12 protein-coding genes are annotated in these 14,391 nt (G+C 37.3%); 8 read left to right on the top strand and 4 right to left on the bottom strand.

The window, feature by feature from the left end:
- Positions 1–19 precede the first annotated feature (19 nt).
- The 3 genes from FJQ98_RS22640 to FJQ98_RS22630 all read left to right on the top strand — a co-directional run bounded on the left by FJQ98_RS22640 (position 20) and on the right by FJQ98_RS22630 (position 3,186).
- Positions 20–196: a gamma-type small acid-soluble spore protein gene (locus FJQ98_RS22640; RefSeq protein ID WP_075807365.1), complete on the top strand. Its 177-nt coding sequence runs from the start codon at positions 20–22 to the stop codon at positions 194–196.
- A gap of 438 nt (positions 197–634) precedes the next feature.
- Positions 635–1,183 (top strand): nucleoside tri-diphosphate phosphatase, encoded by a 549-nt coding sequence (ntdP, locus tag FJQ98_RS22635; RefSeq protein ID WP_053597097.1) that lies wholly within the window; start codon positions 635–637, stop codon positions 1,181–1,183.
- A gap of 257 nt (positions 1,184–1,440) precedes the next feature.
- Positions 1,441–3,186: an ABC transporter ATP-binding protein gene (locus FJQ98_RS22630; protein WP_053597096.1), complete on the top strand. Its 1,746-nt coding sequence runs from the start codon at positions 1,441–1,443 to the stop codon at positions 3,184–3,186.
- A 35-nt stretch (positions 3,187–3,221) separates the two neighbouring features.
- Here the strand turns inward: FJQ98_RS22630 and FJQ98_RS27340 are convergent, their stop codons facing one another.
- Positions 3,222–3,347: a hypothetical protein gene (locus tag FJQ98_RS27340; RefSeq protein WP_277815984.1), complete on the bottom strand. Its 126-nt coding sequence runs from the start codon at positions 3,345–3,347 to the stop codon at positions 3,222–3,224.
- 375 nt (positions 3,348–3,722) lie between these two features.
- Here FJQ98_RS27340 and FJQ98_RS22625 point away from each other — a divergent pair, with 375 nt between their 5' ends.
- The 5 genes from FJQ98_RS22625 (at position 3,723) to nikC (ending at position 9,530) form a co-directional block, all read left to right on the top strand.
- Complete coding sequence (locus FJQ98_RS22625; RefSeq protein ID WP_082340430.1) at positions 3,723–4,736, top strand: ABC transporter ATP-binding protein; 1,014 nt, start codon at positions 3,723–3,725, stop codon at positions 4,734–4,736.
- On the top strand, positions 4,711–5,700 hold the full coding sequence (locus FJQ98_RS22620) for an ABC transporter ATP-binding protein (protein WP_053597095.1): 990 nt from the start codon (positions 4,711–4,713) through the stop codon (positions 5,698–5,700). Before FJQ98_RS22625 ends, FJQ98_RS22620 begins: the two co-directional genes overlap by 26 nt.
- Before the next feature lie 21 nt (positions 5,701–5,721).
- A complete protein-coding gene (locus FJQ98_RS22615; protein ID WP_053597094.1) occupies positions 5,722–7,338 on the top strand; it encodes an ABC transporter substrate-binding protein in 1,617 nt (538 codons plus the stop codon).
- Positions 7,339–7,616: 278 nt separating this feature from the next.
- Positions 7,617–8,621 (top strand): ABC transporter permease, encoded by a 1,005-nt coding sequence (locus FJQ98_RS22610; protein WP_053597093.1) that lies wholly within the window; start codon positions 7,617–7,619, stop codon positions 8,619–8,621.
- Between the two features lie 15 nt (positions 8,622–8,636).
- Positions 8,637–9,530: a nickel transporter permease gene (gene nikC / locus FJQ98_RS22605; RefSeq protein WP_053597092.1), complete on the top strand. Its 894-nt coding sequence runs from the start codon at positions 8,637–8,639 to the stop codon at positions 9,528–9,530.
- Positions 9,531–10,624: 1,094 nt separating this feature from the next.
- On the opposite strand, the gene FJQ98_RS22600 is transcribed toward nikC, so the two are convergent.
- The 3 genes from FJQ98_RS22600 to FJQ98_RS22590 all read right to left on the bottom strand — a co-directional run bounded on the left by FJQ98_RS22600 (position 10,625) and on the right by FJQ98_RS22590 (position 14,359).
- Positions 10,625–11,146, bottom strand: coding sequence for a hypothetical protein (locus tag FJQ98_RS22600; RefSeq protein WP_053597090.1), 522 nt, complete (start codon positions 11,144–11,146; stop codon positions 10,625–10,627).
- A 583-nt stretch (positions 11,147–11,729) separates the two neighbouring features.
- Complete coding sequence (locus tag FJQ98_RS22595) at positions 11,730–12,818, bottom strand: FUSC family protein (RefSeq protein WP_053597136.1); 1,089 nt, start codon at positions 12,816–12,818, stop codon at positions 11,730–11,732.
- Between the two features lie 254 nt (positions 12,819–13,072).
- Entirely contained in the window at positions 13,073–14,359 is a 1,287-nt protein-coding gene (locus tag FJQ98_RS22590) for a glutamate-1-semialdehyde 2,1-aminomutase (protein ID WP_053597089.1), read from the bottom strand.
- Positions 14,360–14,391 lie beyond the last annotated feature (32 nt).

Genomic DNA, 14,391 nt, shown 5'->3' with positions numbered 1-14,391 from the left:
GCGTGGAGGTGAATGAATAATGAAAAAGCAAAACAACCAAAATTTACAACCAAACAAAAACATGCAACGTCAAAGTCAAGAATTTGGTTATGAAACTGACGTTAATGAAGTGCAAAAGCAAAACGCTAAAGCAGAGCAAAAGAAAGCTCAATCTTCAGGTAACTTCAATAAAACTAACCAAGACCTTGGTGAATAACACTTTGTAATTGCATAATTGCATTTACCTCTAAGGAGCTGTCTAAAAATCGATAAGATTAAAAAGGCAGCTCCTTTTTAAATTTAAGACGAGAGAAATGCACGGGTTTGAAGAAGGATTGCTCAGGTACACGTGAAAACTGCTCTGGTGCTTGGAACCGCTCAGGTAGATAAGAAAATTGCTCAGGTCAGTGGAAAAACTGTCAGGTAGATCGAGGAACAGCTTAAGTCACCCGGCTCAAATAAAGAAATAAACAAAAAATTCCATTTGGGTTATTGTTATGATTAAATTCGCTTCAAATATACGAAATTTTGTACAAATTCAAAAGGACGCAGGGAAATTTGTGGTTTTCTAACTACACCTTTCGCGTACACATTGCTATAATATACTAGAGACTGCTAGATTTAGGTAGCATAGACGAAAAGGTGGGCTTCAAAGATGGCAATACCGGTAGAAGGAGAAACGATACAAATACATAGTTATAAGCACAATGGCCGTATCCACCGTGTTTGGCAAGAAACAATGGTTTTAAAAGGAACGAAAAATATCATTATCGGTGCGAATGAACGGACACTTGTGACAGAATCCGATGGTCGTACGTGGCTAACGAGAGAGCCTTCTATTTGTTATTTCCATGCGGAGCACTGGTTTAACATCATTTGCATGCTACGTGAGGACGGTGTGTATTATTATTGTAATCTAAGCTCACCATTTGTTTTCGATAATAATGCCATTAAATATATTGACTACGATTTAGACATTAAAGTTTTCCCTGACATGTCTTATTCACTCTTGGATGAGGATGAATATGAGCTCCATAGTAAGGAAATGTCTTATCCAGATGTCATAGATAAAATTTTAAAGCGCAATGTCGATAAATTAATTAGCTGGATACAACAAAAAAGAGGACCCTTTGCACCTGATTTCATCGATGCCTGGACAAATCGTTATAAGTTTCAGCTCGATATGCAAGCAGATGATTGTTAGTAGCACCTATTAGTTTTACTAATGGGTGTTTTTTTATGTCTTCAATAATTGGATCGCAAAATAGTTAGTGATAAAGCCGTATTAACTGTACTTCAGGAGAAATATTGCTATAATACGTTTGGGCATTCAGTTTGTGGATGTCTGTTTCTTTTTATGTGCGAGGTGATGTGAGGTGTTCCATGTTGGACGAAATGAAGTGCCTTTCATTTGCTTAATTTACATAAGGATAAGGCTTTTTAATAAGGATGTGATATAAATTGGGTAGCATTAAGCGTTATATGAGGTTTGTAAAACCATATACATGGGAAATTATTTTAACGATTTTAATTGGTATAGTGAAATTTGCGATTCCGCTATTTATCCCATTACTGATTAAAATTGTGTTAGATGATATTGTCGTTGCAGATAATTTAACGGATGCAGAGAAAACAAAAGAGCTGTTTTACTGGTTAGGTGGTACCATTATTGTATTCTTTATCGTTCGACCACCGATTGAGTATTACCGTCAATATTTTGCTCAACATGTTAGTAACAAAGTGCTTTTTGATATTCGACAACAAATATATGCGCATTTACAGCGACTAAGTTTAAGATACTATGCAAATACAAGAGCTGGCGATGTTATTTCAAGAGTGATTAATGATGTGGAACAAACAAAAACTTTTGTTATGACAGGCTTGATGAATATTTGGCTCGACCTTGCGACAATTGTTATTGCTGTCGGTATTATGCTCGCAATGGATGTTAAGCTTACGCTAGTAGCATTAGTTGCATTCCCGTTCTATGCATTTAGTGTGAGGTACTTCTTTGGTAAACTTCGGGATTTAACACGTAAACGTTCGCAAGCACTTGCAGGTGTGCAAAGTTATTTACATGAACGTGTAGCTGGAATGAGCATTATTAAAAGCTTCACGCTAGAAAAGCATGAACAAAAATTATTTGATGAAGCCAATGGTGAATTTTTAGAGAAGGCACTGGATCAGACAAAGTGGAATGCTAAATCCTTTGCAGTGGTGAATACAATCACGGATGTAGCACCTCTCTTAGTAATTGCTTATGCAGGTTATCAGGTTATTAATGGTCAGCTTTCAGTCGGAACGATGGTTGCCTTTATTGCTTATATTGAACGACTTTATGGTCCACTTCGTCGTCTCGTAAGTTCATCAACGACGTTAACACAGTCAATTGCTTCAATGGATCGAATGTTTGAATTAATAGACGAGCCTTATGAAGTAAAAAACAAGGCTAATGCGTTAGAGCTACCTCGGGCAAAGGGTGAGGTCCGCTTTGACAATGTGAACTTTCAATATGAAGCAGATGGCTCACAAATTTTAAACAATATCAATTTCACTATTAATCCTGGAGAGACAGTTGCATTTGTAGGAATGAGTGGTGGAGGAAAATCAACCATTATTAGTTTGATTCCTCGCTTTTATGACACAACAAGTGGAGCCGTGTGTATTGATGGTTATGATGTTCGTGACGTAACATTACATTCTTTACGCTCACAAATTGGAATCGTTCTACAGGATAATATTTTGTTCAGTGATTCAGTAAAAGAAAATATCTTAATGGGTAAGCCAGATGCTTCTGATGAAGAGGTCATTGCTGCTGCCAAGGCGGCAAATGCGCATGATTTTATTATGGGCTTGCCAAATGGCTATGACACAAAGGTCGGGGAGCGCGGTGTGAAGTTATCAGGTGGTCAAAAGCAGCGAGTAGCAATCGCTCGTGTATTTTTAAAAAATCCGCCTATCTTAATATTGGATGAAGCAACTTCTGCATTGGATTTAGAAAGCGAGGCACTTATTCAAGAATCATTAGATGTGCTTGCGCATGAACGTACAACAATTATTATTGCTCACCGACTTTCTACGATTACACATGCTGATAAAATTTTAGTTATAGATCATGGACAATTAATTGAAAGTGGTACACATAATCAATTAATGCAAAACGAGGGAACATACTATAATTTATTCCAAGTGCAACATTTAGATTGATATACCACGCCAAATAGAAAAAATCTGACTCACCATCATAGCGTGGGGGAGATTTCCGTTCCGGCGGGGCGCTTTGTTGTTGCTGTCGCTTCGCTTTCGCACAGAGCAGAGCTTTCTGGGGGCGTCCGATGAGCCGCTTGGGCCAAAAGGATGTTGGTCACGAAGGCGTTATCACAGGACGTGGTGCTTTTAGCCTTCGTACCTCTACTGGCTCGCTCCAGGGTCTCATTTGTGACGCTGATCCCCATACGTTTTAACAAATGTCATCCAAAAACTTTTGGTAATGAGCTAATAATTTAGAAAAAGTCTTCCATTAAACATAAATGGAAGGCTATTTTTTTGTTATATATATAAAATATTATTATTTAATAAGAAATTATTAATACGAAACTCGAATGATGTAGAAAATTTATGTTTATTGCAGAATAATTATGATTGAAAGAGCAATGATTTTTGGTTAGAATTATCTGAAAATAGGGAATTGAGTGATAGTTAATGTAATTAAGTAAAATATAGGTAGGATGGAGCGATTGATCATGAGGAAAAAGCTGCTAGAAGTAAAAGGTTTAAAGACAACCTTTTTTACAGATGATGGACAAATTCCTGCCGTAGATGATATCGATTTTTCTGTTCATGAGGGAGAAATATTAGGCATTGTAGGAGAATCGGGAAGTGGAAAAAGTGTCACATCACTGTCCATTATGGGATTAATACCGTCACCACCTGGAAAAATAACGGATGGGGAAATACTATTAGATGGCAAAAATCTCGTAACATTATCTGATAAACAAATGCGGAAAATTCGTGGGAAAGATGTGGCGATGATTTTCCAAGAGCCTATGACATCCTTAAATCCTTTATTTACAATTGGGGATCAGCTAAAAGAAGCGATATTAATTCATAATCCAAAATGGTCGAAAAAAGAAGCCTTTGCAAGGGCAATTGAAATTATGAAGCTTGTAGGATTACCGCGTGCTGAGGAATTATTAAAAGATTATCCACATCAACTATCGGGAGGAATGCGACAGCGGGTCATGATTGCGATGGCGCTTGTCTGTGATCCGAAGGTATTGATTGCTGATGAGCCGACGACTGCACTAGATGTTACGATTCAAGCTCAAATCTTGCAGCTTATGAAAGATTTAAATAAACGTTTAAATACAGCTGTTTTATTAATTACTCATGATTTAGGTGTTGTAGCAGAGACATGTGAGCGGGTTATTGTAATGTATGCAGGTCAGATTGTAGAGGAGGCGCTTATTCAGGAGATTTTCACTAATCCGAAGCATCCATATACACAAGGACTTATTAAATCGATACCAGATATGCGTTTTAAAAAGGACAATCTTTACTCTATACCAGGCAGTGTACCAAAGCCAGGAAGTATTGAGGTAGGCTGTCGTTTTGCAGCACGTTGCGAATTTGCGATGGATCGCTGTGTGCAAGAAACACCACCTTTATATGATGCAGCAGAGCAGCATAAATCAAGATGTTTTTTACTAGAGAAGCCGGAGGTGGAGCATCATGTCGAAAGTTTTATTGAAAGTTGATGGTTTGAAAAAATATTTCCCCATCCGGAAGGGTGTCTTTAATACACAGGTTGGAGATGTCAGGGCAGTGGATGATGTTTCCTTTGAAGTGTTTGAAGGAGAAACATTAGGCATTGTAGGTGAGTCTGGCTGTGGTAAATCAACGACTGGTCGACTTTTAATGCGATTGCTTGAGCCAACAGAGGGTAAAATTGAATTCGCAGGTAAAATGATTTCAGAATTATCGAACAATGAAATGCGCAAAGCCCGTAGAGATATTCAAATGATTTTCCAAGATCCTTATGCCTCTCTTAATCCTAGACATAATATTGGGAAAATATTGGAGGAACCTCTTATTGTTCATGGAATGGGCAATGCAAAGGAACGGAAACAGAAGGTAGTAGAGCTTCTCGAAATTGTTGGGTTACATGAATATCATGTGAAACGGTATCCACATCAATTTAGTGGTGGTCAAAGACAGCGTATCGGAATTGCTCGTGCTCTTATGACGAACCCTCGTTTGCTTATTGCGGACGAGCCTGTTTCTGCACTCGATGTATCAATACAGGCCCAAGTATTGAATTTATTGCAAAGCTTACAAAAGGAATTAAAGCTAACTTATATTTTTATCTCCCATGATTTAGGAGTCGTACGCCATATTAGTAATCGTGTAGGTGTTATGTATTTAGGGAAATTAGTGGAGCTGACAGCAAGCGAAAATTTATATGCTGAGCCACTTCACCCATATACACAAGCGCTGCTATCCTCAGTGCCTGTTCCAGATCCTACGTTTGAACGTGAACAGCTCATTATTTCTGGAGATATTCCAAGTGCTTCAAATCCGCCAAGCGGGTGCACTTTCCATACGAGATGTCCTTTTAAAAAAGAAGAATGTTCTCAAGTAGTTCCGAAAATGCAAGAAGTAAAGCCGGGTCATTATGTTGCTTGCCATCTTTATGATGCAATCCAACATTCAATGATATAAAAAAACTTAGGGGGAAATTCAATGAAGAAAAAGAAGTTTTGGACTTTGGGTGTAATGCTTATCCTTGTTCTCTCGACAATCTTAGCTGCTTGTGGTGGCTCAGATACTAAGGATACGGGTAGTAAAGATACTTCAAGTGGTGGCGATACAGCTAGCAGTGGTGAACCAAAAATATTAGTCTATGGTCGTGGAGGAGATTCTGTAGCATTAGATCCTGCTGTTGTTACAGACGGAGAATCCTTTACAGTTACAGCTAACATTTATGAAACGCTAGTAAACTTCGGTGAGAAAGATGTAACAATTCAGCCAGGTTTAGCAAAATCATGGGAACCGTCAGAAGATGGTCTGACTTATACATTCCAGCTACAAGAAGGAGTGAAATTCCATGATGGTACTGATTTCAATGCAGAGGCAGTTGTCAAAAATTTTGAGCGCTGGAAATCAAATACTGATAAACATCCATATTTTAGCTCTCAATTTGTCGTTGGTGACACGCAAGTTATAGAATCGGTTACTGCTGAAGGTAACAATACTGTTGTCTTCAAGCTTAGCCAACCACAGGCACCTTTCCTGAAAAATTTAGCAATGTCTCCATTTGCGATAGCTTCTCCAACAGCATTTGAGGCAGATGAAGAAGGTTTATCAACAAATCCTGTAGGAACAGGTCCATTCAAGTTTGTGAGCTGGGTACGTAATGATGCGATCACAATCGAGAAAAACCCAGATTACTATATTGATGGCTATCCAAAATTAGATAAAGTTATTTATCGTTCCATTCCGGAAAATTCTGCACGTTTAACTGATTTAATCGCAGGTAATATTGATGTGGCTGATGGCTTAAGTCCATCTGATAAAGGGACAATTGAAGGGGATGCCAATTTACAGTTAATTGAACGTCCATCTATGAACGTTGGTTATCTAGGTTTAACAGTCACTCGACCTCCATTTGATAATGTAAAAGTTCGTCAGGCAGTAAACTATGCTATTGACAAGCAAGCATTAGTTGATGCGTTTTATGAAGGGCTAGCAGAGCCAGCGAAAAATCCTATGCCTCCAGTAATTTCAGGTTACAACGATGAGGTTAAAGGCTATGAATATGATCCAGAAAAAGCAAAATCATTACTAGCTGAGGCTGGCTATGATGGTAAAGAAATTGAGCTATGGGCAATGCCAGTTCCACGTCCATACATGCCAGACGGACAAAAAGTAGCAGAAGCTATTCAAAAGAACTTGGAGGATGTTGGTATTAAATCTAAAATTGTATCTTTTGAATGGGCTACGTATTTAGAAAAGGCAGAAAATGGGGAGGCGGATGCATTCTTACTTGGTTGGACAGGTGATAATGGAGATGCGGATAACTTCCTTTATACTTTATTAGATGGTGATAACATCCATTCTAACAACTATACATTCTATGATAATCAAGAGTTACACAAACTATTAGTAGCTGCACAAACTGAAATTGATGAGGACAAGCGTAATGAACTTTACAAGCAAGCGCAAGAGATTATCTCGGAGGATGCTCCATGGGTTCCACTTGCTCACTCTACGCCAATTTTAGCTGCAAACACTAAAGTTACAAATTATGTTGCGCATCCAACAGGTTCTGACCGTTTAGATGCAGTGGATATGAAGTAGGCATAAAAGCTAACAAGTATTAATTTAAAAGGGAGTTTTGAAGAATCTGCTTGCTTTTCTGCGGGGAAGCCGTAGAAATCTTGCAGGTTCTTTTTACAAAAGAATTATATAAAAATGCTCTTTTTCTGATAGGCTAAAGTTATTTTTTCTGTATGAAAGACCAATCATCTAAACGTTAAAACCGTTTGGTGAAAGCTGACCCTTTCTACAGTATGTGTAAAAACTTCAATGCTTTTCATGCAAAAGTATATTATGAAAATAACAGAGAGGTGAAGAAGATGCTTCACTATATGGGAAGACGTTTGTTTCAATTAATCCCAGTTTTGCTTGGAATGACTTTTATCGTCTTCATGTTAATTCGTGCAATCCCAGGTAATCCAGCGCAAGTAATCTTGGGACAACAAGCAACGAAAGAGGCTGTCGAAGCATTAAACGCAAATTTAGGATTAAATAAGCCATGGTATACGCAATACTTTAGTTATTTAGGTGGCATTTTTCAGGGAGATTTAGGGGTATCATTACGAACTAGATTACCTGTATCAGAGGAAATATTCCCGTATTTAGCGGCAACGGCCGAGCTAGCACTATTTGCAATGATTATCGCTGTGGTAGTTGGAGTAAATGCTGGAATTATTTCTGCATGGTTCCAAAATTCATGGTTTGATTATGTGGCAATGGTCGTTGCCTTAGTTGGAGTGTCTGTACCAGTTTTCTGGCTTGGTTTAATGGAGCAATGGGCATTTAGTAATCAGCTTGGCTGGTTCCCAACGTCTGGACGAGAAGATGTTCGAAATCCAATAACCTCCATGACTCATTTTTATTTACTGGATACGCTAATACAAGGACGCTTTGATCAATTTACGGAGGTATTAAAGCGATTAGTATTGCCGGGCGTGGCGCTTGCAACAATTCCAATGGCGATTATCGCAAGGATAACTAGGTCCTCAATGCTTGAAGTAATGCGCTCTGACTATGTACGCACTGCACGAGCTAAGGGGCAAAAAATGTTTATAGTAGTGTATAAGCATGCATTGAAAAATGCAGTTATTCCAGTGTTAACAGTAATCGGCTTGCAAACAGGATTACTGCTTGGTGGTGCCATTTTAACAGAGACAATTTTCAGTTGGCCTGGAATTGGTCGTTATATTTATGATGCCATTGGTTTCCGAGATTATCCTGTTATTCAATCAGGTATTTTAATAATTGCTTTTATTTTTATCATGATTAACTTGATTGTGGATTTATTGTATACAGTGATTGATCCACGGATTAAATACAAGTAGAGGGGAGATACGATAATGACTGGAGCGATAGATATAAAAACAGAGGCAGCACCAAGTCGTGAACGTGCGGCAGGTCCTTGGAGAGAAGGCTGGCGTAGCTTTAAAAAGAGCAAAATCTCCCTAGTAGGTGCAGGCATTGTACTATTTTTCATTATACTTGCTTTATGTGGTCCGATGATTGCTCCTGAAGGTATTAATGAACAAAATTTAACGAAGCGTTTATTAGCACCGTCGAGTGAGCATTGGTTTGGAACAGATGACTTTGGTCGGGATATTTTCTCAAGAGTCATACATGGAGCTCGTATTTCCTTATGGGTAGGCTTTTTTTCGGTTATTCTGTCCGTTATTATAGGGAGTTTACTTGGCATTATTGCGGGTTATTATGGTAGATGGATTGATACGATTATCTCGCGTATTTTCGATATTATGTTAGCGTTCCCTAGTATTTTACTAGCTATTGCAGTAGTGGCAGTGCTTGGGCCGTCATTACAAAATGCATTGATTGCTATTGCCATTATTAACGTACCGAACTTTGGGCGCTTAATTCGTTCGAAAGTATTGAGTGTTAAAGAAGAGGAATATATCGTAGCAGCAAAGGCAATTGGAATGCGTGATTCAAGAATTTTGTTCTCGCATATTTTACCAAACTCAATGACGCCAATCATCGTACAAGGGACACTAGCAATAGCGACAGCGATTATTGAAGCGGCAGCACTAGGCTTCCTTGGATTAGGCGCTCAAGCACCAGCACCCGAGTGGGGGAAAATGCTAGCGGATGCCCGCACATTTTTATTAAAGGCACCGTGGACGATGATATTCCCAGGCTTAGCTATTATGTTAACGGTTCTTGGTTTTAATCTAATGGGTGACGGTCTGCGTGATGCACTTGATCCGAAAATGAAAAGCTAATAAAAAAGGGCGAAGGGATGGATATAATGCTAACTCTTCGCCCTTTTGATGTGCTTAAATTTTACTTTTAAGCTTTTTGGTAACAATAAAAATTGTACATATAAAAATTAAGTACACAGCTAAGTAATATAAGGAAAACATATTTATCTCTCCATCTATATTACTTCGTAGCTAAAACATAGAGAAACAAGCCAAAATTATAATTGGAAAAAAATATTTAGTAAATTGCATAAAAATTGAGAACTTAATCCTGTTCCAACCTTAGAAGGTGCTCGTCAAAAATTTGAAGACATTTGTTATGATGTTTATGCTAGTGAATTTCCTAATGCAGATGTTCACCAAGTTGAGGTAGTTCTAGGAGATGGCGGAGTAAATATTGATATCATTGAGGAAAATGGAGATTCGACAATTGTACAATGTAAGTTTTTTTGAATCGCTTAGATGATAGTAGAAAAAATCAAATTAGAGAATCTTTTAAAACAGCGGTAGAAAATAATGAAATGGATAATTGGATACTATGCGTCCCAATGGATTTTTCACATGATGAACTTAAATGGTGGAAATCGTGGAAAGAAAATCAGAAGGGTAAAGTTATAACTATCAAGCTTCATGATTAATGAATTATGTAAAATGAAGAGCTAATTAAGCAAGTCTAATAAGATTAGTTCAAGGTTTTAATTAATCTTTTTTATAAAAGTAGAAATACATAAAAAATTCAACCTTCACATTTTGATCAAACTTTGTTCAAAGTGCGTGGGTTTCTTCTATTATAAAATCAGCGTTTGCAGCCCGTATTTGATTGAACTTTATTCCAACCCTACAGCAATACTCTTTTGAGTACACAGAATATCGCCTATCAAGATAGACACCCATTGTAGCTGAACTACCAACAAAAATTATAGATTTTGCATCAAGAATAAAACTAGAAGAGCAAGCACAAAATTACGGCCATTTCACTCTACTCCAACATCTTTTTTTCATTATAAACAAAAGTACCCTATAGGATAGACTTTTTTCAAAGTGTCTATCTTATAGGTACAGTTTAAAACGGAATACGCCCTTTAAAACAATAAAGTAATTTAAGAATTGTTTAATTAATAAGTAACTAATTCAATGGTTTTGAAAATTCGAGTATAAATATCTTGAATATTATCTTTGTTTTCTTTATTATCTTTCAGTTGATATCTCCATGTTTGTTCCTTAAACTGCCCTTCTTCTTTAGTACATAAATATCCTGTTGCATAGCTCTCCTGCACATCTGGAATACTATCATAAGTAACTCCTTTATTTGTAAATGGAATATGCGCCTTAGTAGATTGCATAAAGAATATCGGAATAGATAATGCACGATAATCTTCAACATATTGATCGTCATCAGCTTCCTTCAGATATTCTTTCATAATAATAATTCCATCTAAATTTTTAGTAATTATGTCACTTTTTAAATTATTAAAAGTTATTTCTTTGAATTTAATTTTTTCGTCATTTATTTCTGGTGATGAACCAATGACACCAACTGTTAATTCTTTACCATTATATATAAGAGGATCTTTTACTTCATTACAACTAACTAGCAAAACTATAATTCCAATTAATAGGGAGAATTTCTTTACCACTAATTATACCTCCTTCTAAGATGCTAAGATAAACTTTAAAACATGATAAATAACTAGATAAAATCTAATAAAACAAAATCTCCAAAACTAAAAACAAAACACCATTAACGGTGCCAAAACGGGTTCTATAAATTTAATGTAAAATATGGGCTTGCATGGTGTTTTTGAGCGGTCTTTATTTCAAAGCTACAGAAGGGAGTAATGTTATAGCGACGGCTAGCATTAATCCCCCATTAATATACCCCTTGAATATCGGAGCGGCAAGAAAGCTTGTTCCAGCAAGAAACAGAGTACAAATATAATAAAAGATGGAGAAATGTTTATTCTCTTTAATAGCCATACATTTGAATCGTATTAATTCACGTTAAAACACCATTTATTGTTCAGACTTTTCTCAATGTTATTTTAATTGATTGTGTCATATATATCAACGAGAGTCGAAATCATTTGTTAACTAACAAAAATAAGAATCAAGAAAAAAGCATTCGTTGCTATAACGCATCGAATGCTTCGAATCATTTACTCCATGTTGTTGAACAAGGAGCCATATAAAATTAAAAGATTTTTGTCAAAGTGTGGGTTTTTAAATAATTTCCTCTTCAAATTCCACATTGATTTCATGACCGTGATGAGTCTGATACGACACAATGAGCGTATCCAAATGCTCTAGGTTTTCTTCGTAATCTAAAATGCGAGATAAAATATAAAGCAAGTGATAGCTCGAAAATTCAGTATCGCCTTCATCGTGAGCATAACTTATCTGTTTGATGAATATTTCCATTAAGTCGTTACGTTGAACATAATCGATGTTTTTATTCCACGCAGAATGTTCGGGCTTTAATTTTCCTGTATATTTTAACAGTAGCTGCTCATGGTAAGTTAGCAGAAAATCAAGTCGCTCTTGAATCATTAAATGAAATTGTGTCGGTAGCTGTGCTAATTCGTTTTCATGATTATGAAGACGATGAAGCAGCTCTAAACTTTTCTTTGACGTTGTGATCATTTGACGATAAACAACTAATTTACGTGCTTTTACATACTTTTTATTTTTTAAGTAATTACGCTCTTCCTTATAAAAATCATACAGTGTATCAACTCGTTGCATACGACTCTTAAACTTGCTTAATGCTCCTTTTGTAGATGTATGCTCAGATGCCTGACGAACAGCAAGTCGCGTCCATCGAATAATATCATCTTGTAAAAAGTAAATCTTACGGAATAGCTTTACTTCATATTTTGGCGGTAGGAAGAACAGATTGACAACAAATGCTGCTAACACCCCAACTAATATGGTACTAAAGCGAATAAGACCAAATGTAAGAAAGTCATCTCCTTGAAACTCCATAATAGCTACGACTGTAACGAGTGCTAGGGACAACGATTTCTCAAGTTTAAATTTCAACATTAAACCGATAGCAGTAATGACTGCAATGCCAATTGCTACTACATGGTGACCAAAAAGTAAGCCAAAAATAACCGCGATGGTAGCTCCTATAATATTGGCCTGTACTTGCTCAACTATCGTTTGATAGGAGCGATAAATAGATGGTTGAATCGCAAAAATTGCTGCAATCCCAGCAAAAACAGGTGAAGGTAGCTCTAGCAACTCAGCAATAAATAGTGCAAACACGATGGCGACACCAGTTTTAAATACACGGGCACCTAATTTCATAGAAAATGGATGTCCTTTCTGTCTAAAATTTTTAAGCTTCTTTACATTATAGAAGGAAGTGTTCATAAAATACATAGATTTGTATGTCATTTACATGAAAAAGACGACTCATAGGGAGCCGCCTTATAATTTATAGTTATAGTTAATTTAAGACACGGTTCTAAATTGCTCTTCTCACAAGGTGTTTAGCAGATAAAGTAATCCCATTAGCTCGAAAGCAATTGTCGATTTTGTGCCTTTGTGCATTCACATAATTACAATTGTGAAAATGCGTAATCTACTGCTTTAATTGTTTCAAGAATATCTGCTTCTGTATGCTCTGTTGTTAAGAACCATGCCTCATATTTAGATGGAGCTAAATTGATCCCTTGTTCAAGCATTAATTTAAAGAAGCGGCCAAAGATTTCACCGTCTGAGTTTTCAGCCTGCTCATAGTTTTCTACTTTCACATCTGTAAAGTAAATTGTAAGAGCCCCTTTAAGGCGATTAACAGTAATTGTTACATCATGTTTTTTCGCGGCAGCCAAGATACCTTCTTCTAAAATGCCTCCAAGACGGTCCATCTCATCATAAATACCCGGAGTTTGTAATACTTCTAGGCAGGCAATACCAGCTTGCATAGATGCAGGGTTTCCTGCCATTGTGCCTGCTTGATAGGCAGGGCCAAGTGGAGCAACTGTATCCATAATCTCTTTGCGGCCACCATATGCACCGATTGGTAAACCACCACCGATTACTTTACCGAGAGCAGTTAGGTCAGGCGTTAAACCTAATAAGTTTTGAGCGCCACCATAGTGGAAGCGGAATGCAGTAATAACTTCATCGTAAATAGTTAATGCTCCTTTTTCCTTTGCAATGGCATGAACTAATTCTAGGAAGCCATGGTTAGGCTCTACAATACCGAAGTTTCCAACAATAGGCTCTATTAAAATAGCAGCGATTTGATCGCCCCATTTATCCATAGCCTCTGTAAATGCTTCAGGGTTGTTAAATGGTATAGTAATTACTTCCTCGGCAGTTGAAGTTGTCACACCTGCTGAGTCTGGTGTACCTAATGTTGCGGGACCAGAACCAGCAGCTACTAATACTAAGTCAAAGTGACCATGGTAGCAGCCAGCGAATTTCATAACTTTTGTACGGCCTGTATAAGCACGTGCAACACGAATCGTTGTCATGACAGCTTCTGTACCAGAGTTATTAAAGCGTACTTTATCCATAGAAGGGATTGCTTCTTTTAGCATTTTAGCAAAAGTAACCTCGTATTCAGTTGGAGTACCAAACAAAGTGCCATTTTCAGCTGCGTGTGTAATAGCCTTTGCGATATGCGAGTGACCGTGACCAGTAACGATTGGACCGTAAGCTGCTAGATAGTCGATATAACGGTTGCCATCAACATCCCAAAAATATGCACCTTTCCCACGAGCCATTGCAACAGGTGAGCCTCCGCCAACTGCTTTATAAGAACGAGAAGGGCTATTTACACCACCAACGATATGCTGTAGCGCTTCTGCGTGTACTGCTTCAGATTTTGTGTGATTCATATATATTGCCTCCTAAATCTTTATACTCCATC

This window comes from Lysinibacillus agricola, from assembly GCF_016638705.1.
GTDB classification, from domain to species: domain Bacteria; phylum Bacillota; class Bacilli; order Bacillales_A; family Planococcaceae; genus Lysinibacillus; species Lysinibacillus agricola.
The sequence above is the reverse complement of the archived record's forward strand: the minus strand, read 5'-3'. Positions and strand labels throughout refer to the sequence as shown.

Excerpts from the sequence above, each read along its gene's own strand:
- FJQ98_RS22640 (WP_075807365.1), top strand. The coding sequence starts at position 20 with ATGAAAAAGCAAAACAACCAAAATTTACAACCAAACAAAAACATGCAA.
- ntdP (WP_053597097.1), top strand. The coding sequence starts at position 635 with ATGGCAATACCGGTAGAAGGAGAAACGATACAAATACATAGTTATAAG.
- FJQ98_RS22625 (WP_082340430.1), top strand. The coding sequence starts at position 3,723 with ATGAGGAAAAAGCTGCTAGAAGTAAAAGGTTTAAAGACAACCTTTTTT.
- FJQ98_RS22620 (WP_053597095.1), top strand. The coding sequence starts at position 4,711 with ATGTCGAAAGTTTTATTGAAAGTTGATGGTTTGAAAAAATATTTCCCC.
- FJQ98_RS22615 (WP_053597094.1), top strand. The coding sequence starts at position 5,722 with ATGAAGAAAAAGAAGTTTTGGACTTTGGGTGTAATGCTTATCCTTGTT.
- FJQ98_RS22610 (WP_053597093.1), top strand. The coding sequence starts at position 7,617 with ATGCTTCACTATATGGGAAGACGTTTGTTTCAATTAATCCCAGTTTTG.
- nikC (WP_053597092.1), top strand. The coding sequence starts at position 8,637 with ATGACTGGAGCGATAGATATAAAAACAGAGGCAGCACCAAGTCGTGAA.
- FJQ98_RS22595 (WP_053597136.1), bottom strand. The coding sequence starts at position 12,818 with ATGAAATTAGGTGCCCGTGTATTTAAAACTGGTGTCGCCATCGTGTTT.
- FJQ98_RS22590 (WP_053597089.1), bottom strand. The coding sequence starts at position 14,359 with ATGAATCACACAAAATCTGAAGCAGTACACGCAGAAGCGCTACAGCAT.